Annotated in this window: 25 protein-coding genes and 1 tRNA gene; 18 read left to right on the top strand and 8 right to left on the bottom strand. The window is 50.6% G+C overall.

From position 1 onward, the window contains the following. Nucleotides 1–67: 67 nt before the first annotated feature. Complete coding sequence (locus tag Q4E40_RS17475; protein WP_040574265.1) at nt 68–250, bottom strand: hypothetical protein; 183 nt, start codon at nt 248–250, stop codon at nt 68–70. Between the two features lie 79 nt (nt 251–329). Here Q4E40_RS17475 and Q4E40_RS17470 point away from each other — a divergent pair, with 79 nt between their 5' ends. The 3 genes from Q4E40_RS17470 (at nt 330) to Q4E40_RS17460 (ending at nt 2,643) form a co-directional block, all read left to right on the top strand. After that, nucleotides 330–1,370, top strand: coding sequence for a threonine aldolase family protein (locus tag Q4E40_RS17470; protein ID WP_303413967.1), 1,041 nt, complete (start codon nt 330–332; stop codon nt 1,368–1,370). 47 nt (nt 1,371–1,417) lie between these two features. Next, nucleotides 1,418–2,053, top strand: a complete 636-nt coding sequence (locus Q4E40_RS17465) for a DNA-3-methyladenine glycosylase family protein (RefSeq protein ID WP_303413965.1) — start codon at nt 1,418–1,420, stop codon at nt 2,051–2,053. Nucleotides 2,054–2,259: 206 nt separating this feature from the next. Continuing rightward, on the top strand, nt 2,260–2,643 hold the full coding sequence (locus Q4E40_RS17460) for a rhodanese-like domain-containing protein (protein WP_303413964.1): 384 nt from the start codon (nt 2,260–2,262) through the stop codon (nt 2,641–2,643). Between the two features lie 122 nt (nt 2,644–2,765). Here Q4E40_RS17460 and Q4E40_RS17455 read toward each other — a convergent pair whose 3' ends face one another. Together Q4E40_RS17455 and Q4E40_RS17450 are read right to left on the bottom strand one after the other, a co-directional pair. Next, on the bottom strand, nt 2,766–3,677 hold the full coding sequence (locus Q4E40_RS17455; protein ID WP_303413962.1) for a DUF58 domain-containing protein: 912 nt from the start codon (nt 3,675–3,677) through the stop codon (nt 2,766–2,768). Between the two features lie 13 nt (nt 3,678–3,690). After that, nucleotides 3,691–4,101 carry a septal ring lytic transglycosylase RlpA family protein gene (locus Q4E40_RS17450; RefSeq protein WP_303413960.1) on the bottom strand — a complete coding sequence of 137 codons (411 nt, stop codon included), beginning with the start codon at nt 4,099–4,101 and terminating at the stop codon, nt 3,691–3,693. 148 nt (nt 4,102–4,249) lie between these two features. On the opposite strand from Q4E40_RS17450, the gene Q4E40_RS17445 reads away from it, so the two are divergent. Next, complete coding sequence (locus Q4E40_RS17445) at nt 4,250–4,606, top strand: DUF3276 family protein (protein WP_303413958.1); 357 nt, start codon at nt 4,250–4,252, stop codon at nt 4,604–4,606. Between the two features lie 132 nt (nt 4,607–4,738). Next, the gene (gene ychF, locus Q4E40_RS17440; RefSeq protein ID WP_303413957.1) at nt 4,739–5,836 is read left to right on the top strand and encodes a redox-regulated ATPase YchF; all 1,098 of its coding nucleotides are present in this window, start codon (nt 4,739–4,741) and stop codon (nt 5,834–5,836) included. Nucleotides 5,837–6,035: 199 nt separating this feature from the next. Here the strand turns inward: ychF and Q4E40_RS17435 are convergent, their stop codons facing one another. Further along, on the bottom strand, nt 6,036–7,358 hold the full coding sequence (locus Q4E40_RS17435; RefSeq protein WP_303413956.1) for a type IX secretion system plug protein: 1,323 nt from the start codon (nt 7,356–7,358) through the stop codon (nt 6,036–6,038). Nucleotides 7,359–7,450: 92 nt separating this feature from the next. On the opposite strand from Q4E40_RS17435, the gene Q4E40_RS17430 reads away from it, so the two are divergent. The 8 genes from Q4E40_RS17430 to Q4E40_RS17395 all read left to right on the top strand — a co-directional run bounded on the left by Q4E40_RS17430 (nt 7,451) and on the right by Q4E40_RS17395 (nt 17,153). Then, nucleotides 7,451–8,401, top strand: a complete 951-nt coding sequence (locus Q4E40_RS17430; RefSeq protein WP_303413955.1) for an SDR family oxidoreductase — start codon at nt 7,451–7,453, stop codon at nt 8,399–8,401. 139 nt (nt 8,402–8,540) lie between these two features. Next, nucleotides 8,541–8,612: transfer RNA gene (locus Q4E40_RS17425), tRNA-Glu, on the top strand. A gap of 215 nt (nt 8,613–8,827) precedes the next feature. Continuing rightward, complete coding sequence (locus Q4E40_RS17420) at nt 8,828–9,388, top strand: helix-turn-helix domain-containing protein (protein ID WP_303413954.1); 561 nt, start codon at nt 8,828–8,830, stop codon at nt 9,386–9,388. A gap of 131 nt (nt 9,389–9,519) precedes the next feature. Next, nucleotides 9,520–11,238, top strand: coding sequence for an Ig-like domain-containing protein (locus Q4E40_RS17415; protein WP_303413953.1), 1,719 nt, complete (start codon nt 9,520–9,522; stop codon nt 11,236–11,238). Nucleotides 11,239–11,249: 11 nt separating this feature from the next. Continuing rightward, nucleotides 11,250–13,259, top strand: coding sequence for an OmpA family protein (locus Q4E40_RS17410; protein WP_303413952.1), 2,010 nt, complete (start codon nt 11,250–11,252; stop codon nt 13,257–13,259). 187 nt (nt 13,260–13,446) lie between these two features. Further along, nucleotides 13,447–14,595 carry a hypothetical protein gene (locus Q4E40_RS17405; RefSeq protein ID WP_303413951.1) on the top strand — a complete coding sequence of 383 codons (1,149 nt, stop codon included), beginning with the start codon at nt 13,447–13,449 and terminating at the stop codon, nt 14,593–14,595. A gap of 18 nt (nt 14,596–14,613) precedes the next feature. Then, the gene (locus tag Q4E40_RS17400) at nt 14,614–16,278 is read left to right on the top strand and encodes a BCCT family transporter (protein ID WP_303413949.1); all 1,665 of its coding nucleotides are present in this window, start codon (nt 14,614–14,616) and stop codon (nt 16,276–16,278) included. Further along, nucleotides 16,275–17,153, top strand: coding sequence for a universal stress protein (locus Q4E40_RS17395; protein ID WP_303413947.1), 879 nt, complete (start codon nt 16,275–16,277; stop codon nt 17,151–17,153). The genes Q4E40_RS17400 and Q4E40_RS17395 overlap by 4 nt, the downstream gene beginning before the upstream one ends. 32 nt (nt 17,154–17,185) lie before the next feature. Here Q4E40_RS17395 and Q4E40_RS17390 read toward each other — a convergent pair whose 3' ends face one another. Both Q4E40_RS17390 and Q4E40_RS17385 read right to left on the bottom strand, forming a co-directional pair. Then, on the bottom strand, nt 17,186–17,590 hold the full coding sequence (locus Q4E40_RS17390) for a hypothetical protein (protein ID WP_303413946.1): 405 nt from the start codon (nt 17,588–17,590) through the stop codon (nt 17,186–17,188). A gap of 8 nt (nt 17,591–17,598) precedes the next feature. Then, a complete protein-coding gene (locus Q4E40_RS17385; RefSeq protein ID WP_303413945.1) occupies nt 17,599–17,859 on the bottom strand; it encodes a hypothetical protein in 261 nt (86 codons plus the stop codon). 209 nt (nt 17,860–18,068) lie between these two features. Between Q4E40_RS17385 and Q4E40_RS17380 the strand changes: the two genes are divergently transcribed. The 5 genes from Q4E40_RS17380 (at nt 18,069) to Q4E40_RS17360 (ending at nt 21,729) form a co-directional block, all read left to right on the top strand. Continuing rightward, nucleotides 18,069–18,509 carry an RrF2 family transcriptional regulator gene (locus Q4E40_RS17380; protein ID WP_303413944.1) on the top strand — a complete coding sequence of 147 codons (441 nt, stop codon included), beginning with the start codon at nt 18,069–18,071 and terminating at the stop codon, nt 18,507–18,509. An 83-nt stretch (nt 18,510–18,592) separates the two neighbouring features. Continuing rightward, nucleotides 18,593–18,883: a DUF2061 domain-containing protein gene (locus Q4E40_RS17375; RefSeq protein WP_303413942.1), complete on the top strand. Its 291-nt coding sequence runs from the start codon at nt 18,593–18,595 to the stop codon at nt 18,881–18,883. Then, nucleotides 18,849–19,571 (top strand): phosphoadenylyl-sulfate reductase, encoded by a 723-nt coding sequence (locus tag Q4E40_RS17370; protein WP_303413941.1) that lies wholly within the window; start codon nt 18,849–18,851, stop codon nt 19,569–19,571. Before Q4E40_RS17375 ends, Q4E40_RS17370 begins: the two co-directional genes overlap by 35 nt. Nucleotide 19,572: 1 nt before the next feature. Further along, nucleotides 19,573–20,478 carry a sulfate adenylyltransferase subunit CysD gene (gene cysD, locus Q4E40_RS17365; RefSeq protein WP_303413940.1) on the top strand — a complete coding sequence of 302 codons (906 nt, stop codon included), beginning with the start codon at nt 19,573–19,575 and terminating at the stop codon, nt 20,476–20,478. Nucleotides 20,479–20,481: 3 nt separating this feature from the next. Next, entirely contained in the window at nt 20,482–21,729 is a 1,248-nt protein-coding gene (locus Q4E40_RS17360) for a sulfate adenylyltransferase subunit 1 (protein ID WP_303413938.1), read from the top strand. Nucleotides 21,730–21,800: 71 nt separating this feature from the next. Here the strand turns inward: Q4E40_RS17360 and Q4E40_RS20430 are convergent, their stop codons facing one another. Both Q4E40_RS20430 and Q4E40_RS17345 read right to left on the bottom strand, forming a co-directional pair. Continuing rightward, nucleotides 21,801–23,780 (bottom strand): prephenate dehydrogenase, encoded by a 1,980-nt coding sequence (locus tag Q4E40_RS20430; RefSeq protein WP_368411177.1) that lies wholly within the window; start codon nt 23,778–23,780, stop codon nt 21,801–21,803. Beyond that, nucleotides 23,777–24,952 (bottom strand): pyridoxal phosphate-dependent aminotransferase, encoded by a 1,176-nt coding sequence (locus tag Q4E40_RS17345; protein WP_303413937.1) that lies wholly within the window; start codon nt 24,950–24,952, stop codon nt 23,777–23,779. Before Q4E40_RS17345 ends, Q4E40_RS20430 begins: the two co-directional genes overlap by 4 nt. Nucleotides 24,953–24,967: the final 15 nt, after the last annotated feature.

Below are 24,967 nucleotides of genomic sequence, written 5' to 3'. Positions count from 1 at the left end.
GGAAAACCCGCCACCCGCAGCTTTCACAGCGTTGGCAGGCAGATGGTTTTACTTTGCCGTAAAAAGACTACTCAGCAGAAGCTTCTTCTTCCTTCTTGTTCTTTGGCGCTTCACCGAACTGAGCACGCAGCTCGTCCATGTCCACGTTCTTGATAACTGGCGTCAAAAGCAATTGCTTAATTCTGGCAACCTTGTTGTTTGCTCTTGCCTTATTCTTACGGTCTTTTCTTTTAAGTCTAGTAACTCCCATCGTTGCAAAATTTAAATTTGAAGGGCAAAAGTAAGTTATTAATTTTACAAAGTAAAGTAAATCTAGCATCAAATTCGATATGAACATAACAGACCTCCGTTCCGATACCGTTACCAAGCCAACTCCTGCCATGTTGCAGGCAATGTTTGCCGCGCAGGTTGGCGACGACGTGTACGAAGAGGACCCGACCATCAACGCGCTGGAGCATAAAGCAGCCGCCCTGTTCGGGATGGAAGCCGGCCTTTTCTGCCCTTCCGGCACCATGACCAACCAGATCGCCATCAAAGCCCACACGGAGCCCATGACAGAGGTAATCTGCGACATCACTGCGCACATCTACCAGTATGAAGGGGGCGGTATCATGTTCAACTCCGGCGCTTCAGTAGCCCTGGTGCATGGCGAGCGTGGCAAGATGACGCCTGCTCAGGTAGAGGCGCACATCCGTCCGGACAACATCCACTACCCGCCTACCCGCCTGGTTGCACTGGAAAACACCTGCAACAAGGGTGGCGGCTCCTACTATACCTTGCCTGAGATTGCGGCCATTGCGGAGGTATGCAAGCGCCACGGTATTGCGTTGCACCTGGACGGTGCCCGTGTTTTCAATGCACTGGTCGCTTCTGGTGAGAACCCGCAGGAGTATGGCAAGTACTTCGATAGCATTTCAATCTGCCTTTCCAAGGGGCTTGGTGCTCCGGTTGGCTCCCTTCTGCTTGGCAAAAAAGACTTCATTAAAAAATCACGGCGCATCCGTAAAGTGCTGGGTGGCGGCATCCGGCAGGGCGGTTACCTGGCAGCGGCTGGCATCTATGCCTTGGAAAACCACGTGGAGCGCCTGGCCGATGACCATGCAAAAGCAAAGCAGTTAGAAACTGTTCTGAAGGAGGCGGATTATGTTGACTTTGTGCTTCCCGTACAAACCAACATCGTCATCTTCAAGCTCAACGACAGGTATAGGGATGCAGATTTTGTAGCGGCACTGGCTGAAAACAACATCCGGGCATCTAGTTTCGGATCGCAAATGGTGCGCTTCGTAACGCACCTGGATGTAAGCGACGAGATGCTGCAGCATGTGCTTCAGGTCTTGCACACGCTCAACAAGAAACAAGTAGAGGTATAGCCAGTGGCTATAACTTTTTTATACCTATACCCTGCTAAAGCCCTCTTATGACAGCTGATTCTTTCCCTGACTTTCCGGCATCCGATGTGATTGCTGTGTTCTCAAAAGATCCGATACTGGCAGGTATAGTCGGTAGCGGAAAGCCATTAGAACCTTCAAAATCAAAGGACATTTACTTTAAGATGTTGAGTGCCATCGTCTCCCAGCAGCTCAGTACCAAAGCGGCAGCGACCATCTTTGCGCGCTTCCAGGATCTCTTCCCTGACCGCTACCCACACCCACACATAGTGCATGAAACGCCGGATGAAACCCTGCGAGGCGCCGGGCTTTCCTTTCAGAAGATCGGGTATGTGCGAAACGTAGCGGCTTTTGCGCAGGGCGGTAATTTAGCGCACGCCGTGATAGATGCGATGGAAGACGAAGCCCTGATCCAACACCTCACCCATATAAAGGGAGTCGGCCGCTGGACAGTGGAAATGCTGCTGATGTTTGCCCTGGAGCGCCCCGATGTGATGCCGGTAAATGATCTGGGAATACAGAATGCGATGAAGCGGCATTATGGTCTGGCAGAAAGCGGCAAGGCTCTCAAAGCCCGGATGCTGGAGATCGCAGAGAACTGGCGGCCTTATCGCACCATTGCCTGTAAATATCTGTGGCAGTCGTTAAACAACATGCCGAAGTAGTAACTGCAGAGTCATGGTTGCTCCAGGTATGGGCAGGTATACACGTTGCCAAGTTTAAACTCCAAATTACGGAGCAGGGCTAGCCTTAGGCCTTCAAAAACATTAAGGCAATTTAATTTACACTTAACCTTTGAATCACAACATTTTACAGCCAGTTGCGATATACAACTAAGCTTTACTTAAGATTTAGTTTTATATCGAAAAAGATGGCACACAAATCTGCTGCTGATATGGTGCAAGAGGCCAAACAGCAAATCGAAAATCTTTCTCCAGACCAAGTGGAAGAAGAAATCTCAAAAGGAAACGCCACGGTGATTGACATCCGCGAGAGTGAGGAGTTGCATCAGAATGGAAAAATTACATGCTCTGTCCATGCTCCGCGCGGTATGCTGGAGTTTTATGCTGACGCTTCTCTGCCCTATCACCGCCCGGAGTTTGACAAAAATAAGCGGCTCATCCTGCACTGCGCTTCCGGCGGACGTTCGGCCCTGGCTACTGCCACCCTAAAACAGATGGGTTATGAAAATGTCGCACATATGGATGGGGGCTTCAAGGCCTGGAAGGAAGCAGGAAAACCAGTCGCTGAATAAGGCAGCTAAAAACATGCTTTTAAGGTACGGATGAAACTATTACTGTAGTCTGAAAGCAAGACCTGCCGCCAGGTATAGCTTACCTATTTGCAGGTCTTGCTATTTTTATGAAGCTGGTATACCTACCGCACCTTGGCCCGCTTCACCAGGTAACTGTACAGCACCTTGTCAAAAGGCTCGCTGATATCCACCGGCACAAAGTCGATCTTGTACTGTCCGCACTTCAGCTCCAGTTCACGCTTGTAGTTGGCCACTGCGTTGCGGTAGTGCTCCTTCACCTGCGAAGGTTGCAGCTTCAGCTCCTGCCCTGTCTCCACATCCACAAACACGTAAGGCCGCTCGGCAAAGTCGAATTCCTCTTCGGTACGGCGGTCCATCACATGAAAGATCAGCACTTCGTGTTTCTGATGCTTGAGGTGCTGCAAAGCGGCAAAGATAGCATCGCTATTTTCGTGCTGCCCCAGCATATCACTTAGAATAACCACCAGTGAGCGCTTCGGTATCTGCTGGGCTATATGGTGAATGACGGAAGCCACATCGGTTTGGGCACGGGTCGGGGCCTCGTCCAGCTGTTTTTGGAGAAGCAGTAACAAGGTATGCAGGTGGGAAGCTGTCGACCGGACAGGCGTTTGCTGGCGGATAGTGTCGGCAAAGGTCAACAACCCCACGGCATCGCGCTGTTTACGCAGCAAGGTGGCGAGGGCAGCCGCACAAAGAATACTGAAGGTCAGTTTCCCATTGTTCTCCACCGGATAATACATGGAAGGGGAAACATCGAGCAGGATGTGGCAACGTAGATTGGTCTCCTCCTCAAAGCGCTTTACAAACAGCTTGTCGGTGCGGGCGTATACCTTCCAGTCGATGTGGCGGGTGCTTTCCCCGCTGTTGTAGAGGCGGTGTTCCGAGAACTCCACCGAAAAGCCATGGTAGGGCGATTGGTGCAGCCCCGTGATAAAGCCCTCTACCAGCTGTTTGGCCAAAAATTCCATGTTTTCGAATTTCTGGACATCGGCTAGGGTGAGTGGCTTTTTCATACAGGTATAGGGTTTATTTTTTTCCGGTCGGCTTTATCTCAGAAACGACAGTCCTCATTTCGGGTTGCCCATCGTCCGGAACTTCCTGCAGTTGCACCGTTGCCACGCCCTCCCGGATAAGCTCTATTTGCTGCGCAGCAGCCCTGGACAGGTCAATGATGCGATGCCGGCTAGGGGCCATACGGTCGTTGATGCGCACCACCACGGTTTTGCCGTTGCGGACATTGGTTACCTGTATATAAGTGTTGAATGGCAGGGTGGCGTGGGCGGCTGTCAGTTGCGTTTTATCGTAGCGCTCGCCGTTGGCTGTCCGGTGCCCCTGCATGCGGTCGGCGTAGTAAGAGGCTTTGCCGCCAGCTGAATAGAGCGCCGTGTTAGCGTTGAAAGAAAAGAGTAATACTAGTATAAGTGAAAGAAAATTCATACTATACTATATATGGTCCGATGGCAAATATAGAATTAATTATCTGCAGGGCTGCAAAAAGCCCAAATTTTAAATTCAAAAATTTTTATATATCAGAACAATATGTTAGCTTTAGGTTCAGAAAGTTGAATTTAACGTCTATAACACGGTGGAAGAGAACAACGACAAAGCAGAAATTTATTCCCAAAGAGTAAGAGCAGGGAAGAGAACGTATTTCTTTGATGTGAAATCAACTCGCTCAAATGACTTCTATGTGACCATCACAGAGAGCAAGCGCAAGTTTAAGGATGATGAGTTCTCGTACGAGAAACACAAGATCTTCCTTTACAAAGAGGACTTCGTGAAGTTCATGGAAGCTTTACAGGGCACAATCGATCACGTTAAATCCGAACTTTTGACAGAAGAGGCTCTTGCCGCCCTCGAAAACCCAACCCAAGCGGAGGCGACTCCAATGCCGGTGGCCGCTGCCGAGGTGACTTTTGATGAAGAACTGAAGTGGGAGTAGTTGCCCCGTTTTTAGTTTAGCGACCGAGAGCCCGTGTTTCCAACACGGGCTTTTTTTATACCTCCACCCCCTACTCTATACTTGCCGAAATTTCGTACCTTTGCACCCTGATATAAAACAAGATAAAGATAAATGGGACTAAGATGCGGAATCGTGGGACTGCCGAACGTGGGCAAGTCCACTTTGTTCAACGCTATTTCGAATGCCAAGGCAGAGTCTGCCAACTACCCTTTCTGTACCATCGAACCAAACGTGGGCGTGATCACGGTGCCTGACGAGCGTCTTCAGATCCTGGAGGAGCTGGTGAACCCGCAGCGCGTGTTGCCTACGGTGATCGAGTTTGTGGATATTGCCGGCCTTGTAAAAGGAGCCAGCAAAGGTGAAGGTCTGGGTAACAAGTTCCTGGCCAACATCCGGGAGGTAGATGCCATCATTCACGTGGTGCGCTGCTTCGAAGACCCGAACATCGTGCACGTAGCCGGCAAAGTTGATCCGATTTCTGACAAAGAGATCATCGATACGGAGCTTCAGCTGAAAGACCTGGAGTCGATCGATAAGATGATGGTTAAGGTACAGCGTTCTGCCAAGGCAGGTGATGCCAAAGCTAAAAAAGAGCTGGCTTCGCTTGAGAAATACAAGAACCATCTGGAGCAGGGCCTGAACGCCCGTAGCCTCGAGGCCACCGAAGACGATAAGGAAACAGTGAGTGAACTGAACCTGCTGACCGATAAGCCGGTGATTTATGCCGCCAATGTGGACGAAAATTCCATGAATGATGGCAACGAGTTCTCCAAAGCCTTGGCTGAGCACGTGAAAAACGAGAATGCACAGGTTGTGTTGATCTCAGCCTCCATTGAAGCGCAGATCGCGGAACTGACGGATCCGGAGGAAAAAGAAATGTTCCTGGCCGAGTATGGCCTGAAAGAGTCTGGTCTGAACAAATTGATCCGTGCATCTTATGAGCTACTTGACCTGATCACCTACTTTACCGCTGGTGTGAAAGAAGTTCGCGCCTGGACAATCGGAAAAGGCTGGAAAGCGCCAGCCGCTGCGGGCGTTATCCACTCTGACTTCGAAAAAGGCTTTATCCGTGCAGAAGTGATCAAACTAAAGGATTACCAGGAGTACAAATCCGAAGCGAAGATCAAGGAAGCCGGTAAAATGGCAGTAGAAGGCAAAGACTACGTGGTGCAGGATGGTGACATCATGCACTTCCGCTTCAACGTATAGCGTGTAAGCCAGACTATCATACAAATAAAAAGGCGGGATTACTCCCGCCTTTTTATTTGTATGATAGTCACTGAAGCTCGCCGGATAAGTTGGGCTTATAGTTGGCTAAATCAGATCGTATCAGTCTATTGTCATGTTCAAAGGTATACCGACTTTTCAGTTTCCGAAATACCTACAACTGGGTATTTATAAGCACTTTTTATCTGTTGTTGAACAAGATCTCTTCATACCCGATCAGCAGATCAGCGCGGGAGCCCGGCGGGCGGTAGTAAATTAGTATATCGTAGGTATTGCCAGTGGCGAAATGACTTCCCTCGAAGTAACTGGCATCAGCAGCCTGCCCTTTCGCCGGCCTCAGCGCATAGAAATAATTATAATAACCCTGCTTCAGGAGCAGCCTGCCCTTATAAGCCTGTTGCTCATGGTCGTAGCGCATGCGGCTCTCATCGTTCAGCAGCCACTCGGTCATGCCACCCTGGATGTATACCTCTCCCTGCTCCTCTCCTGTCTTCAATTCAAAGTCAACCCAAGTATAGTCGGCATTCACAACAGAGTTGCCGTACTCCCTGTTTCCGTAGAGCATTTTACCGTCAGCATCCGGATCCTGGCTGTAGGCTAATCCGGCACGGCTACGCTCCGGTTGCAGCTTAATGTGCACCGGCACCGCTTCCAGGTTAATCTGCTCTATACCTAGCCCTTTGAAGCGGATACTGCGAGAATCAAAGGAACGGAACTCACTCAGTCCCAGAAAATGGTCCTTGGCGTCGAAGAACACGTACTCCAGGCGGCGCTGATCGTCACGCACGAAGGCGGGCTTCGGGTATACCTTGGCATTGTCCCAGCGGTGGTTCTGGCGCATCACGGCTTTTACTTCCTGCGCCGGATTTACCAGGGCGTAGTCTTTGTAGAATACATTGAACTCGACCGGCTGACGGGCAGCTCTTCCCTCGGGACCGGTTGGGGCACCTAGCTTGGCTGTCACGGCAACCAGGTTCTGGTATACAAGTATACGCCTGGTCAGCAACAGATTACCTCCCTCCTCACTTACCTGAAGCACATAATTTCCACTGAGTTTCACGCGCGGCACCCGAAAACGACAATGCACGTAGGGCACCCGGGTGTTAATGGAGTTCTGCACGTCCGTAATAAAGAACTCGTTAAAGTCGCTGAGAAACTGCGCGTCATTCAGACCGGAAGGTGTCCAGTCGGCATTGCAATGCACGAGCTTGGCTACTAAGCGCTGCGGACCGGCATTCAGGCGGTCGAACTCAAGCAGGATGGGTTGCTCCTGCCCTATGGAAACAACGGCAGGCTCCAGCACGGCTTCCGGTCCGCCGGTGCCGCGGTAGCACTGCACCGAGCGTATACTGGTGTCATATATAAAGTCTTCGTAGCGCACCGACTGCTGTGTCGTACTGCCCGTTGTGGCATACCCCTGTTGCTCGAGCGGAACACAGGCCGCCAACCCCAGGCAAATGGAAGCAAGCGCGAAGGCGTTGCTGAACTTACTTAAGCGCATCATTCAGTATTTTCAGTTGAATTGGGTTTGATTTCGTCCCACACAAAGCATAGCCGAAGATAGGAATTTTTGAACAAAGCAAGCGAAACAACGTAATGCAGCATTGTATTTTTCCTTTAATACACTGCAAATCAACTGATTATCACGTATATGAATTAACGCAAAACAAACACCCCTTCTATATGAAAAAAGTTCTACTGGCCGGCGCTACAGGGCACCTGGGGAGGCATATTTTCCGGGAACTGAAACAACAAGGGTATGAAGTGCGTGTACTGGCGCGCAATCTGAAAAAGGCACAGTCACTTTTCCCTGATCCGGAAGAGCTCGTACTCGCCGATGCGACGAAGCCACAAGAACTGGAAGGGTGCTGCGCGGGCGTTGAGGTGGTGATATCTGCGCTTGGCAAAAATCTGAGCCTGCGTCACAAGGGCATTGGTTCTTTTCACGACATTAATTACGAAGCAAATCTGCATTTACTTCAGGAAGCCGAACAGGCTGGTGTACAACAATTCGTTTATATATCCGCCTTCGGGGCAGGTCAATTTCCCCAGTTGGCTTATTTTGATGCACATGCTGATTTCGAAAAAGCGTTGCGATACAGTTCACTAACCCATACCATCTTAAAGCCGGTTGCTTTGTTTTCGATGTTAGAAGAAATGGCGATCATGGCGCGCAAAGGACATATCGGGCAGCTCGGACAGGGCGACAGACTCATTAACCCAATCTACGATGGCGATGTAGCGGGCTTTGCCGTTTCCTGCATCGGGAGTCCCAGTCAAACGCTTGAGTTAGGCGGACCAGCCACCTATACCCGGCAGGAGCTGGCGCAGCTCGTTTGTGAAGCTGCCAGCTACAGCGGCCGTGTTACCGAAATTCCGCTCGACTACGTGGAAACGCTTCTGCCGTTTGTGCGTCTGCTCAGCAGAAACCTCTATGATAAACTCGCTTTTATGGCCGCCGTAAGCAAAACAGACTGTGTAGCACCAACAGTTGGCCAGTTCAGTTTGGAAGCGTATTTTGAATTGGAGCCTCAGTTAAGCAACTAATGCACCAATGAAGGACAAAATTTAGTGATTATAAATGAACCAGTTAGCCGGAAATGGACTTTTTATTCAGTAAAAATTGCCGGTGACTGCTTGCAATATAAAAGCAAGACGCTATATTTGCATCACAGTACGACAGAATGGTCCGTTCGTCTAGGGGTTAGGACTCCAGATTTTCATTCTGGCAACAGGGGTTCGATTCCCCTACGGACTACATAGTAATTTAGAACCCGCATATTTAGCTAAATATGCGGGTTTTTTTATTCCTGGGAGTACATAAAACAACACAGGAATTTAAATTCTAAAAAGAACACGGTACTGTAAAACTAGTCGGTATATTTATAGACAAACATAGATGTACGAATCACCTCACATTTAAAAAAAGACGCTTAGTTTCAAGATAGCGCACTAAGAGACATAAGGATTGCTATGATACTGTATATTAAATACATGGTTAGCCTGCGCTGTAAAATGATGGTGAAGGAAGAATTAGCTAAACTGGGGTTGCAGTATGTGGTAGTAGATCTGGGTACTGTTGAGATACTCGAAGATATTACACAGGAGCAGCGCTTGTTACTGAAAAATAATCTGCTGGTATCGGGGCTGGAGTTGCTCGATGACAAACGCAGCATCCTAATCGAAAAAATAAAAAATGTGATCATTGACATGATCCATCATTCAGATGAATTCCCGAAAGCAAATTACTCAGACTTTATTAGTGATAAGCTTAACCACGATTATACCTATCTGGCTAATATTTTTTCTGAAGTAAAAGGGATTACGATTCAGCAATTCATCATTTTCCACAAAATAGAAAGAGTAAAAGAGCTGCTTTTATATAAAGAACTCAACCTTACCGAGATCGCGCACAGGCTCCATTACAGCAGTGTCGCGCATTTGTCGAATCAGTTCAAGAAAGTGACGGGCCTCTCCCCTTCCTATTACAAACAACTAAAGCAGAAAAGACTGGCAAACCTGGAAAACATGTGATATATGTAATATTCTTTATTTACTGTGTAACATAGTGCCGTTTGATTATCCCCACCTTTGTAAAATCAAATACTGCCGTGCATTATATAGGTGCACGCACCCGCCAGTAACGGAGAATTAATAATCACCCATTGAATTTAAGAAAACTAGTGACTTCCCTTGCCTTCGCATCGGTAGTTGTGATTGCCGGATGTAAAGAAGATACATTCATTGAAGATTTTGGGGTATGCCCCGTTGTTTTAAGTACTACTCCTTTAGATGGAGCCATAGAAGTTCCGCGTGAATCACAGGTTACCGTTACCTTTAACGAGGCAATGAACCCTGCCACCATCAACCAGACATCCTTCACCCTATTAGGTCCGGATAAAGCAGAAGGTGCTATCACCTACAACACTGAAAACCACACGCTGACCTTTGTTCCCAAAAGCAAGTTAAAGTATTCTACTACCTACACAGGCAGAGTTGCCACTTCCGTAAAGGACATGCTGGGGAATGCCCTTCAAAAAGAATACGTCTGGACATTCAGTACCGGTGATCTTGTATCGCCAGTCGTTATCTCTACTGACCCTGTCAACAATGCGACCGGTATCCTGCTGAATAAAGCCATAGCTGCTTCTTTTAGCGTACCCATGGACCCGTCAACGATTAATACGACAACTTATACCTTGAAGCAAGGTGCAACGGCAATAGCCGGAGTGGTCACGTACTCTGGCACGACAGCCGTCTTTACACCTACTGGCAACCTGACGGAAAACACGGTCTATACCGGCACCATTACAACGGGCGCCTTAAACAAGGAAGGTAATCCACTGCTCAGTCATCATGTGTGGTCCTTCACTACAGTAGCCCATACCACTCCTACGATTACCTCTACAGACCCTGCTCATCAGGCTACGGGCGTCGCCCTCAATAAAGTAATCAATGCCACTTTCAGCGAAATGATGAATCCTGCAACGATCACCGCAACGTCCTTTACTTTAAAAACAGGCACTACAACGGTGGTTGGCACAACAAGTTACACTGGCACCAAGGCAAGTTTCACACCTACTAATAACCTGGCTGCCAACACAACTTACACGGTTACTATAACGACTGCTGCTAAAAGCACAAACGATGTCGCGCTAGCAAAAAACCATGAATGGTCTTTCACAACGGCAGCCGAAAACCAGCAACCAGGTACGCCAACAGTGGGAGTTAACCTGAAAACAGCCGCACGCTTCGGCATCTTCGCAGGGGTAGGCATCAGTAACAATGCAGGCCCTAGTGTGATCCGTGACCTGGATGTAGGCATAACACCTGGTGTTCGCTCATCTGTAACCGGCTTCCCGCCAGCCATCGTTGAGAACGGCGCAATTTATGCATCCGATGACATTACACCTCCGGGCACTGCAGCCATGCTGTTACAAGCGAAGAAGGATCTGTTGGAAGCGTATCTTTTTGCTGAAGGCGCCTCTGCTCCGGCACCAGCCACAGTAGCAGGCGACCAGGGTGGCAAAACACTGGCACCAGGTATCTACAAATCTACTTCTACTTTATTAGTACAGGCCGGTAACCTGACACTGGATGCAAAAGGCGACCCGAATGCCGTCTGGATTTTCCAGATAGCCTCTGACTTTACCACCGTAGGTGGTGCAGGCGGTAACATCATACTGACCGGTGGTGCACAGGCTAAGAACATCTTCTGGCAAATCGGAAGCTCTGCCACGATCGGCGACGGTACTTCCTTCAAAGGAAACGTACTGGCCTACACGTCTATCACCATGAACTCAGGTGCCAGAGCTGTAGGTAGAATGCTTGCCTTGAATGGCGCGGTTGTCATGACCAACACAAACATCATCGAGAAGCCTTAATCAACACGAAAATGATCATCAAAAATAATAATACCGGATCGCGCAAAGCGTGGTCTGCCCCTAAGCTTGCGCTCAAAAGTTTAGTCTTCAGCACCATTATCTTCACTGGGATACAGGCGCCAGTACAGGCACAGGATGCTCCGTTCACAAAACCATCCTGGTGGATCGGTGCAGCAGCCGGTGCAAACTTTAACTTCTACAGAGGTTCCACGCAAAAGCTGAACGCACAATTAACGCCGCCAGTAGCATTCCATAATGGAAATGGCATAGGCCTGTTTGCATCTCCGCTGATAGAATACCGTCGTCCGGAATCCAGATGGGGGCTTATGCTGCAAACGGGTTACGATAGCCGCAGAGGTACATTCGACCAACAGATTACGCCTTGTGATTGCCCTGTAGACCTTAGCACCAAGCTTAGCTATATCACTGTCGAGCCAAGCCTGCGCTTCGCCCCATTTAAAGCATCTGGTTTCTATCTGATGGGTGGCCCGAGACTGGCTTTCAATGTAAAAAAAGAGTTTAGGTACGAACTCGGGATTAACCCGGCTTACCCGGATCAGCAAAAGAACCCTGTTGTTAAAGGTGACCTGAGTGATGTAAAAAAGACACTGCTCTCCATGCAGATTGGTGCCGGATACGACATTCCGCTTAACTCACAGGATAATCGCAACCAGTTCATACTTTCTCCTTTCGTGACGTACCAGCCATACTTTGGCCAGTCACCACGCACCATCGAATCCTGGACAGTAAACACCTTGCGCGTAGGCGCTTCCATAAAGTTCGGACGTGGAAAAGCGAACACGGCTACAGCTGTAAACGATGTACAGTTCTCTGTTAACTCCCCTACCAACATCACGGCAGACCGAAGAGTAAGAGAAACCTTCCCGCTTCGTAACTATGTGTTCTTTAACCAGGGCTCCACTACCATTCCGGATCGTTATGTGTTGCTAGATAAAAACCAGGTAAAAGATTTCAAAGAAGATCAACTGGAAGTGTTCACGCCTAAAACACTATCTGGCCGTTCGGAACGCGAAATGACGGTTTACTACAATGTGCTCAACATTCTCGGTGACCGTATGGGCAAGAATCCGGAATCCACGATTACCTTGGTTGGCTCGTCCGAAAATGGCCCGCAGGAAAGTAAAGTAATGGCTGAAACGGTGAAGAGTTACCTGGTGACCACATTCGGTATTGAAGCTACACGCATCAGCATAGAAGGACGTGACAAACCAAAGCTGCCTTCTGAACAACCGGGTGGTACCAAAGAACTGGAACTGCTCCGTGAAGGCGACCGTCGGGTGTCTATTGAAAGCAACGCACCGGCCTTGCTGATGGAGTTCCAGAGTGGCCCGGAAGCTGCCCTGAAGCCAGTGGAAATCACGGCAATACAGGAAGCACCGCTTGACAGCTATGTTACTTTTAACACAGTTGGCTCAGACGAGGCCTATACCTCCTGGTCTATGAACCTGACAGACGACAAAGGTACAGTCCAGAGTTTCGGACCGTTTATGCAGGAGAGTGTCAGCATGCCCGGCAAATCCATTTTAGGAGACCGACCGAAAGGCACTTACCTGGTCACCATGCTTGGTACGAAAGAAGATGGCACCATTGAGAAGATGGAAACTACTGTGAACATGGTACTCTGGACCCCGGCAAAAGACGAAGAAGGACAGCGCTACAGTGTGCTGTATGAGTTCAACGACTCCAAGACGATCAGCACCTATGAGAAATACCTGACTGAGATCGTGACGCCCAAAATACCCCAGGGCGGCAAGGTCATCATCCATGGTTATACAGACATCATCGGTGATGAAACCAATAACAGGAACCTGTCATTAGCAAGAGCCAATGATGTGAAAAGAATCATCGAAGCCAGCCTGGCGAAAGCAGGCAGAAAAGATGTGACTTTTGAAGTACAGGGGTTTGGCGAAGATCAATCCCTTGCCCCATTCGACAATAAATTTCCGGAAGAGCGCTTTTATAACCGTACCGTTATAATCGACATTATCCCCGGAAAATAGTTAAGCCGTATATTCATTGCTTAAAAGCTGCCTGGTTTATATCAGGCAGCTTTTTTGTTTCATACATAATACAAATGCCAGGCTGAATAGCTGCACTTGTCAGCCTTGCCTCAAACTGAGCAACGTTTCTGCCCTGAAACCGTCTAAATAGAAGGGATTCCTAAAGTTTCCAGTAGTCCCTTGATTTATGGTGAGAATATTTTTACTCTCAACTCTTCTCCTAATCAGTGCGAATTGCCGGGCACAAGCCCCGGAGGAAAAGCCTGAGGAGAAGCCATACCTGAAGCTGGGCGGTGCAGTGCGCTTTAACTATAACCTCTCTACCTGGAAGCAGGACCAGCTGGAACGCGGCGGCGATTTCGGGTTTGATATGTTCCGCATCAACGCCGAAGCTGAGTACAGGGGCATCAAGCTCAACGCCGAATTTCGTCACTACTCCCAGGCCTTTGGTGGTTCTTTTCTAAAACAAGCCTGGTTCCAGTACGACTTTTCAGAGCAATCGCAGCTACAGGTCGGGCTGAACCAGGTACCCTTTGGCATTCAGCAGTATAACTCCAACAACTGGTTCTTTAACATTACCTACTATGTTGGCTTTGAGGATGACCACGACATGGGCGTGAAGTATATCCTTGACTACGGCAAATGGCAATGGCAGGCGGCTTACTACAAAAGCGCAGAGGAGTTTGTCTTTGCCTTGACAGACCCGAGTCCCAACCGCTACTCCTATGATGTAACCGGGCGGAACAAGGAAAACAACCAACTCGACATTAAGGTAATACGGCGCCTGGGCGACAGCCTGGCCCATGAACTGGGAGTTTCGCTACAGGGCGGGCTGCTCTACAACTTGGACACTGAACGTAATGGCACCCACTACGCCGGGGCAGTCCACTACGAGTATAAAGCCGAACACAGCCCCTGGAACATCAAGCTGCAGGCCATGCTCTACCATTTCAATCCAAAGTATGCTGCCGGAGCCAATCTGGACTTCGTGGAAATGGGCGCTTACGGGGCCAACTATAACGTGGCCAATCAGGGAGAAATTTACACGGCAGGCGTCGCCTACCATATTCCTTTAAACACGCGCCTCGTACAAAGTATAGATATTTACAACAATTACGGCTTTTACCACAAAAGTATAAGCGGTTACGAAAACGCTCATATGAATGTGCTTGGAGCCCTCTTCACCGTAGGCCCAATGTACATATACACCGACGCAGCCTTAGGTTACAATCAACCCTGGCTGGGACCCGATTGGACGAACGCACTGGCCGCAGGCACGCCCGGCGACACCAAATGGCACATGCGCTTCAACATAAACATGGGGTACTATTTCTAAGCTTTGAAGACAGGATGTATGGGTAAAGTAGGAAATGTTGCAAAGAAATCATTCGGCCTGGACGTAAACGGCCCCGTGTTCTGGTCCTCCATTGTGTTCCTGGTGGTCAGTATAGGCCTCGTGCTACTTTTCAGGGAGGATGCGGAGGCGTTTTTCAGTGACGCGCAGTCAGCCATCACAGCCAACATGGGCTGGCTGTTCATCCTTAGTGCAAATATCTTCGTGGCTTATTGCCTGTACATGGCCTTCAGCCGGTTTGGTAAAATTAGACTCGGGGGCAAGGACGCCAAACCGGAGTTCAGCACCCCGGCCTGGTTTGCCATGCTGTTCAGTACAGGTATGGGCATCGGTCTGCTGTTCTGGAGTATCGCAGAACCCATCAATCATTTCCAAACCCCTCCGATCGAAGACCCCGGCACGCCTGCCGCCGCCCGGCAAGCCATGAACTTCACTTTTCTGCATTGGGGGCTACATGCCTGGGCTATCTATGGGTTGATGGCACTGGCGCTGGCTTACTTTACTTACAATCGGCATCTGCCCCTTACCGTGCGTTCGGCCTTTTACCCTTTCCTGGGGGAGCGCATCCATGGAATTGCGGGGCATGTGATCGATATTCTGGCCGTGATCGCAACGCTTTTTGGCCTGGCGACTTCGCTGGGGCTGGGTGTACAACAGGTAGCGGCAGGCCTGAACCATGTCTTCCCGGCCATTGCCAATAACATCACCACCCAGATCATCCTTATCGTGGTAATCACGGGAGTGGCGACGCTATCCGTTGTGAGCGGCGTGGATAAAGGCGTGCGTATCCTGAGTGAGTGGAACCTCCGCATCGCTTTGTTTATACTTGTTGCTGTCATTTTCCTGGGGCCAACTGTTTTTATACTGGGCTCCTTTGTACAGAACACCGGCTCCTATATCGGTAACTTCCTGCAGCTCGCGTTCTGGAACGAATCCTACACCACCCGGAACTGGCAGGGCAGCTGGACCGTTTTCTACTGGGCCTGGTGGATCTCCTGGGCGCCGTTTGTAGGCATTTTTATTGCGCGGGTTTCCAAAGGAAGGACCATAAAAGAATTTATACTTGGGGTGCTCATTGCCCCTTCCCTGCTCTGCTTTCTGTGGATGACGGCCTTCGGCAGCACCGCGCTGCGCGAGACATTGACTGGCAACACAGTTATCGCGGACGCCGTGGCATCGGATATGTCCACAGCGCTGTTTGTGTTCTTTGAGCAGCTCCCTTTTTCCATCGTCCTTAATGTGATCGGTATCATTCTGGTGGCCTGCTTCTTCGTCACCTCCGCCGACTCTGGTTCGCTGGTGGTGGTTAGCCTGACTTCCGGCGGCAAGCGCGACCCCTCGGTGGCCATCCGTTTATTCTGGGCGCTTGGGGGCGGGGCCATTGCAGCCGTCCTGTTGCTCGGCGGTGGTTTACAGGCGCTGCAGGCAGCTGTAATTATGACCGGCCTGCCGTTTGCCATCATCCTGCTGCTGATGTGCTACAGCCTCTACCTTGGCCTTGATGAGGAGGCCGAGCAGGAAACAAGACTCAGCAAGGCACAACAGCGCAAGGATTACCAGCAACTGGTAGCCGAAATGCTGGCCAGGCGCGCCCAGAGACAGGATTTAAGAGTAACTGAGAACAGAAAAGATAAGCCAGTATCACCAAATCCCGATGCGTTATGACCCCGATAGATGCCATGATGGTCTGCCTCGACCTGAGCGACCTCGACGAGAAACTCGTTGCTTTCTCCCGCTCCGTCTGCGAACGCCTGCAGGTGCGGAAAGTATACTTTGTTCACAACATCAGGCTCTATGAGCTGGCCGATGACTTCAGGGAGATGATCGGGGACCTGGACCTTAGCAAGGAGGTAGAAGGCAACATAACTGACATTGTAGCCGAGCAATTTGGAAACATCACCGACCACGAAATACTGGTAAGCGAGGAGCCCAACAGCGAGGTGATACTAGCGGACATAGTAAAGCGCTATGGCATAAAGCTGACGCTGCTGGGTAAGAAAATCAGCGACAGAGGCACCGGCGCTTTAGGCACAAAACTGTTGCGCATACTTCCCTGCAGCGTACTGGTCTTCCCCGAAACAGCAAGCTTCAACATCCGGAAAGTGCTCGTGCCAATTGACTTTTCGGATACTTCGCTGCACGCACTCCGGCTCAGCAAAGAACTGTCGGACCAGTTGGGGCTAGAGCTGGAGATCATGCACGTATACCGGCTCCCGACGCAGTTTTTCCCGCTCATATCGGAAGAGGAGGCCGTCCAAAAAGCACTGGAAGTAGTAAAGACTAGGTTTGCTGACCTGCAGAAGCGGTACCCGGAAATAGCCGGCATGCCGTATACGTTGGTGCGCGCGGCCAACAAAAGTATAGCCGAGCGCATTGCCCTGCACCTGGAGAAAGGCCGCCACGACCTGTTGGTGCTGGGCCTGAGAGGCACCAACCCGCTGCCTATGCTAAACATGGGCAGCGTGCCTACCGAAGTGTATAACTCAGATATTGACGTACCGCTGTGGCTGGTATACGCCGAAGGGACAATCCGAAAATAGAAGGTAGAGCATGAAGTGTGATTGGCTATGATTTATAACGGCACCCTGGGATAATTAAAAACTTCCACCTCTTCGCCGTTCTTCGTGTGAAGCAGTCGGCTCGGACGATGGCTTTCCGCTAATACGTGCGCACGGGCAAGTGCTTTATCCTCGTCATGAAAGGTTTCCACTACGTTTTTGTTATCCAGCACTTGCCACTGCTCTTTCTCTTTATTCCACTGTATGCGGTAAATATTCTCATCTAGGGGCCGGTTGCGAATCAGGCCGAGGATGTATTTGCCATCGCTGTAGCTGCCGTCCGGGTATGGCATGGGCAGCAGCGCAAAGAAGATGTAGTACATGGAGAAGTAGGTGAACTGGTAGGTGAGCATACCCGCCTCTACTGTACCCGCTTCCACCAAGTACATCACCGCCAGGGCTGATAGTGCGTTGAACAACACGCCCCCTAAAAGACAAGGATGTTGGCAATGCGTTGATTACGCTTCAGGTTATCAAAAGAACAGTGGCCGTACCAAAAGTAGTACTGCCGTACTTCCAGCATGCCCAGTCTAAAAAGCATATCGCCGGTGCCCACTGTGACCTTGATGTTTTTGCCGCCCATCAGCCAGGCAAAAAACACATGACCTCCCTCGTGCAGAAAGGAAATGACCGGAAGCACTACAAAGAAGGCCAGGAAAAACTTCGGTATATCCTGAAATCCAAACATGACTATACCTGTTACGGGAACTGAGAATTGAGTTGTGCTAGTCCTTAACGACAGGTATAGGCTAAAGTGGTGAAACTGAAATACAGTTTGTCACTGTCTTTTACTTTATCGCTTCCTTAGACCGTACCTTGTTGAAATACTTCTTAGTTTTGTATCGCAACCGGATCCATACCTTCGGATCTCTCCGGTTATTATAAATAATACGGTACATGCTATCGAAAAAGACAAAGTATGCGTTTCATGCCCTCTCCTACCTGGCCGAAAACCAGGATAAGGGCGCTGTGCTTATTCAGGAAATCGCATCCAGTAAGAATATCTCGCACAAATTCCTCGAAAACATTCTGCTCGAATTGAAGAAAGCAGGTATACTGGGAAGTAAAAAAGGTAAAGGCGGGGGCTATTACCTCATCAAAAAACCGGAAGAAATCACGCTGGCCAAAATCATCCGCCTACTTAACGGCCCGATTGCCTGGCTCCCCTGCGTGAGCCTGAACTATTACGAGAGATGCTCCGACTGTGCTGACGAGGCTACCTGCAACATGCACATCATCATGTGTCAGGTAAGAGATCAGACTTTGGCAGTTGTCGAGAACAAAACCCTGTCCGATCTCATCGCAAAAACCACTGATAAACAAGCTCTTAAATATTAGATATACAAAATTTTAGTTTTTTTTGATGCATTACCCTACTTAGTTTGTAGGTTTTATGTAGTTTTGATCCTCAAAGCAGCCCTATGCTATTAGATCAATACCTTCAAAAAGCTTTCAACAGGAAGCAGGGTCCCAAAAAGGACAGCAAGTTCAAGAGTGTCGCCAAGGCGTTTTCCTGGCGCATCCTGGGTACCCTGGATACCATTGTAATCTCTTACTTCATTACCGGTGAGCTGAAAATGGCCTTTTCGATCGGTTCCATTGAGGTCTTCAGCAAGATCCTGCTCTATTATGTGCACGAACGAATCTGGGAGAGATTCACTGTAAAAAAACACGCCCATGAACTTGAAAGATCAAATTCCGTCCCTGCTTGAGGAACTGGCGGACTTGTCGCTCTCCGAAGCGCTGGCCTGCATGGCGAACCGGTTTCCCGGTGGCATAGCATTTTCGACAGCACTGGGCCAGGAAGACCAAACCATCACCCACGCCATCTTTTCAGCTAGGCTTCCCATCCGCATCTTCTCCCTCGACACCGGGAGGCTGTTCCAGGAAACATACACCCTCTGGAGTGAGACGGAGCAAAAATATAACAGCAAAATTGAACCCTTCTTTCCGCAGGCCAGCGATGTAGAGGCCTACGTCGCCCACGATGGCATCAACGGTTTTTACGACTCTATCGATAGCCGGAAAGCCTGCTGCCATGTCCGCAAGGTACTTCCACTGACAAGAGCGCTGCAAGGGGTGGACGTCTGGGTAACCGGGCTGCGTTCGGGCCAAAGCGCCAACCGAAGCAGCTTCAACCTGCTGGAATGGGATGAAACTTTCCAGGTTATCAAGTTCAACCCGATCATTAACTGGTCTTTCGACGAGATGATCGCCTACTTGCAAGAGCACCAAGTTCCTTACAACAAGCTGCACGACCAGGGATTCGTCAGCATCGGCTGTGCGCCCTGCACCCGGGCCATACTGCCGGGTGAAGAACCACGCGCCGGCAGGTGGTGGTGGGAACAAACCCAGAAAGAGTGCGGACTTCATGCAAATTATTTCAACCAAAAAAATTAATATGGCTACTCACATCACGGCATTCCCCAGAGAACTGGAAGACGAGGCCATTTACATCCTGCGGGAAGTGGCCGCGCAATTCGAGAAACCGGTTCTCTTGTTCTCCGGCGGAAAAGACTCTATCACGCTGGTAAGGCTGGCCCAGAAAGCCTTCTACCCGGCCAGAATTCCCTTCCCCCTGCTGCACGTCGATACGGGGCATAATTTCGAGGAGACCATCCGCTTCAGAGATGAACTGGTGGAAGAGCTGGGTCTGGAGCTGATCGTGCGCTACGTGCAGGACAGCATCGACCAGCAGAAGGTGGTGGAAGAAACCGGAAAATACGCCAGCCGGAACGTGCTGCAAACCGTCACGCTGCTGGATGCCATCGAAGAGTTCGGCTTCGACGCCTGCATTGGCGGCGCCCGCCGCGACGAGGAAAAAGCCCGCGCCAAAGAGCGGATATTCTCAGTGAGAAACGATTTTGGCCAGTGGGATGCGAAGAAGCAGCGCCCGGAGCTCTTTGATATGCTGAACGGCAGAATCAACCTGGGCGAGAATGTGCGCGTCTTCCCGATCAGCAACTGGACCGAGCTGGATGTGTGGAATTACATCAGAGAAGAACAGTTGGCTATACCTAGCATCTACTACTCACACGAGCGCGAAACATTTGAGCGCGACGGACAGATTCTCCCCTATTCCAGCTTTATGATGGTGTCGGAGGACGAACCCGTGAACACCCGCATGGTCCGCTTCCGGACTGTGGGCGATATGACCTGCACCGCCGCTGTGGAATCTACAGCCGTTGCGATCGAGGACATCATAGCGGAAATACTGAGTGCCACGGTATCAGAAAGAGGTGCCCGCATAGACGACAAGCGCTCCGAGGCAGCCATGGAAAAAAGAAAACAGGCAGGATATTTTTAAGGTATGGACGTTCTAAAAATTGCAACCGCAGGAAGTGTGGACGATGGGAAAAGCACCCTGATCGGCCGCCTGCTTTTCGAAACCAACTCGATCACCACCGATAAGCTGGAAGCCATCATGGCCAGCAGCAAAAAGAAAGGCCTCGACTATGTGGATCTTTCACTGCTCACCGACGGCCTGATCGCCGAGCGTGAACAAGGCATCACGATCGATGTCGCGCACATCTACTTCTCCACCCCAAAGCGAAAGTTCATCATCGCCGATACGCCGGGGCACTTTGAGTATACCCGCAACATGGTGACGGGCGCATCCAATGCTAATGTTTCGATGATTTTGGTAGACGCCCGCAACGGTGTGGTGGAGCAAACGTTCCGGCACTTTTACATCTCCTGCCTGCTGCGCATTCCGAATGTGGTGGTGTGCGTGAACAAGATGGACCTGGTGGACTACGCGCAGGACGATTTTGAAGGTATACAGACTGCCTTCATGGCCTTTGCCGAAAAAGTGCGCTTCACAGGCCAGCAGATCAGCTTTATACCTGTGTCATCGCTCTACGGCGAAAACCTGGTGCGTCAGTCAGAGCACATGCCCTGGTACCAGGAGGCGACACTGCTTAGTCTGCTGGAGGCGATACCGTTGGAGCAGCAGTTGTCAGAGGAACCGAGTCGTTTCCCGGTGCAGTATGTGGTGCGGCCAAAGTCTGAGGAGTTCCATGATTACAGAGCCTATGCAGGCAAGGTAGCCAGCGGGCTGCTCCGTAAGGGTGAACGGGTAGTCGTGCTGCCAAGCGGCCAGGAAACCACCATTGCCCGCATCGAGAAGTTTGGCCGTGAGATAGAGGCGGCGCAGGCCAAAGAGTCTGTCAACGTACTGCTGCAGGATGACGTGGACATCAGCCGGGGCGACATGATCGTGCCTATTAGCCAGTTGCCACAGCAAAGCCGACAATTGGAAGCCACCATCTGCTGGATGGATAAAAAGCCGCTCCGCGCCGGTGGTACCTACCTGCTGCAGCATGGGGTAAACGTTGCCAGGGCGAAAGTAAGCGCCCTCACTAATTTAATTGATGTAGTAACGCTGGAAAACAACAGGCAAGTCAGCGAACTCAAGCTGAACGAGATTGCCGATGTACAGCTGAAGACAGCAAAGGAGTTCTTCTATGATGCCTTTGCTGAAAACAGAGCCAACGGGTCCTTTATCCTCATCGACGAGCAGACAAACTCAACAGTCGGGGTTGGCTTGATCAGGTAACACCTGGCTTTAACATAAAAAGGGCTTGGAGCGACAACTGGCCGCTTCAAGCCCTTTTTCAATTTCATCGCCTAGTGCGCATTCATAATGGCGCTTTGGTGGTTGATGGATTCCTGGTGCACAGCTTTGAGATATTTCTCAATAAAGTCCTTGCTAAGCCCCAGTTTCTCTCCCCGCTTAAAAGACTGCGCCAATACGTCGTTCCATCGGGAAGCCTGCAGAATGGTCAGCTTGTTTTCCTTTTTATACCTACCGATATGTTCCACCACCTGCATCCTCTGCGAGAGCAGGGTAAACAGCTCACTGTCGAACTGGTCTACCTGACTGCGAAGCTCCTGCAAGGTGTCGTCCACCTCCACTTTACCGGTATAGCCGTTTCGGAGCACCAGCCCGTCGATGATTTCCGCTAACCGCTCCGGCGTCACCTGCTGCTTGGCGTCGCTCCAGGCCTTGTCCGGGTCTATGTGGCTTTCCAGCATCAGACCGGTATAGTTCAGGTCCATCGCCTGTTGCGAAATTTCTGCCAGCAGCTCCCGGTTGCCACAGATATGGCTAGGGTCACAGATCATGGGCAGCTCGGGCATCCTCCTTTTCAGCTCGATGGGTAGTTGCCACTGCGGCGCATTGCGGAACCTGGTCTCGCCATACTTGGCAAAGCCGCGGTGGATGGCACCCAGTTTGGTGATGCCTGCCCCGCTTAAACGCTCCAGCGCCCCGATCCACAGCTCCAGGTCCGCGTTGATCGGGTTTTTTACCAAAACCGGCACATCTATACCTTGCAGTGCATCCGCTATTTCCTGCACCGAGAAGGGATTGACTGTCGTGCGTGCTCCGATCCACAGAATGTCCACGCCATATTTCAATGCTTCCTCCACATGCTGCCTGTTGGCTACCTCCACTGCTATTTTCATACCGGTTGCCTCCTTTGCTTTACGCAGCCACTCCAGGCCAATTGTGCCAATGCCTTCAAAATTATTGGGACGGGTACGTGGTTTCCAGATACCAGCTCGCAGCACATCCACCTTACCGGTTGCGGCCAGCTGTCGGCAGGTCTCCATCACCTGCTCCTCTGTTTCGGCGCTGCAAGGGCCGCTGATCACCAAAGGCCGTTGCAGATCAGGCAACCAAGTGGTGATCGGAGCAATCTCTAGTCTGTCTTTTCCGGCGAGAGGCTGAGCAAAGGGCTTCTGCCGGTTCTTGAGCTCGATACCATCAAGTATCCGGCTGATCTGGTTGGCGTTCGAGATCATGTCGTAGGTTTCGGAGCTGAGTCCCTCGTCAATCGTTTCTTTGAAGAGCAGCAGCTGCTCGATGTAGGCATCGAGTGCCGCCGATACGTGGCTGGCATTCTGCCCGAAGATGGGTGCCCACATATCCGGAGAGCTTTTCGCCAGTCGCACGGTAGACGCAAAACCACTGCCGGCCATGTTGAAAATGCTTTTCTCGTCTTTCTCGATCTTCAGCACCGTCAGACCAAGGGCAAAGGAAGTGATGTGGGATAAGTGCGAGACAAAGGCGATGTGCCGATCATGTTCGCGCGCCTCCATATACACCGTTTCCATTTTCAGGACGGCAAACATGGCCTCCGCTTTCCGTACTGCTTCCTCGCCTGACGCCTCTGCGTTGCAGATGATGTTCACTTTGTTGTCGAAGAGCTTGTGGTGCGCCGCTCCTGGACCGGTATTTTCTGTGCCGGCAATCGGGTGGCAAGCAATGAACTGCTTTCTGCGGGGATGGCTCGCGACGGCCTTGCAGATTTGCTCTTTGGTAGATCCCACGTCCAGCACGACAGTGTCGTCCTTTATCTGGTCTAAAAGTGCCAGCACGATGCCCGGGGCCACATCCACCGGCGTCGCGACGATGATGAGCTCACAATTGCCGGCCAGCTCTGCCAGACTGCCTTCTTCCTGTATAATGCCTGTACCTTTTGCTAGCTCAATGTGCTCCGGGTTATTGTCTACACCGATTACTTTACTGGCAAAACCACGCTGCCTGAGGTCCAGGGCCATGGAGCCCCCTATGAGTCCGGTACCTATTACGCCTACGATCATGTTGATTTTATTTTAGTATTTTTAAATGCTTTTATTCTTTCCAAAGCTGTTTGCAACTGTTCGGCGTCAGCACACAGCGACACCCGGATATAGCGATCCCCGTTCGATCCGAAAATGAAACCCGGCGTGATAAAGACACCTGCTTCATAGAGCAGTTCATCCACCAGCTGCCCTACTGCTACTCCTTCGCGTGTGCGACCCCAAACAAACAAACCGACCTGTTCGGTACTGTAGGCGCAATCCAGTGTGTCTAACAGCTGCCAGACAATGGATCTTCGTGCTGCATAGTGCGCATTCAGGTTATCAAACCACGTTTGGGTCTGTTTTAAAGCCTCTATAGCGGCCTGCTGTATCCCCAGGAACATGCCCGAGTCAACGTTGCTTTTAGCAACCAGCACATTCGATATATGACTACTATGCCCAGCCAGCATTCCAACACGCCATCCGGCCATGTTGTGGGATTTGCTCAAAGAGTTCAGTTCCAGCACATGCGCTGATACACCCTTAACCGATAAAATGCTTTCAGGATTGTCATTGAGGATAAAACTATAGGGATTGTCATGACAAAGCAGGATGTCGTTGCGCTCCGCAAAGTCCACCAATTGTGCCAAGGCGGCTTGGCTTGCCTTTGCCCCGGTAGGCATGTGCGGGTAGTTCACCCACATGAGCTTCACTTTGCGCAGGTCTTGCTGCTGCAGATACTCCAGGTCAGGCAGCCAGCCTGTCTCTTCCTGCAAGTCATAGTAGCGCACGACACCACCGGCCACTTTTGTCGCAGCGGCATAGGCCGGGTAACCGGGGTTTGGCACCAACACTTCATCCCCTTCATTCAGGTAGGCGTTGGAAATATAGGTGATGCCCTCTTTAGAACCCAGTAACGGCAATACTTCTGTTTCAGGGTCCAGAGCAACCGCATAGTAGTTGGCGTACCAGTCACTGAAGGCCTGCCGGAGTGCGGCTATACCTTTGTAGTTCTGGTAGCCATGTCCGCTGTCTTGTTGGGCGGCGGCGCACAGCGCCTCCACGGCTTCCTGGGGCGGTGCCATATCGGGACTGCCTATGCCAAGGTTGATAATGCTTTTGCCTGATGCGTTGAGCTGGGCGACCTCCCTTAGTTTGTGGGAGAAGTAGTACTCCTGTACATCCCCGTACCTGTTTGCTATGTTCACCATCTGCTTGTTTCAGAA

Origin of the sequence: Pontibacter coccineus, from assembly GCF_030546575.1 — a bacterium.
Classification (GTDB): Bacteria; Bacteroidota; Bacteroidia; order Cytophagales; family Hymenobacteraceae; genus Pontibacter; species Pontibacter coccineus.
The sequence above is the reverse complement of the archived record's forward strand: the minus strand, read 5'-3'. Positions and strand labels throughout refer to the sequence as shown.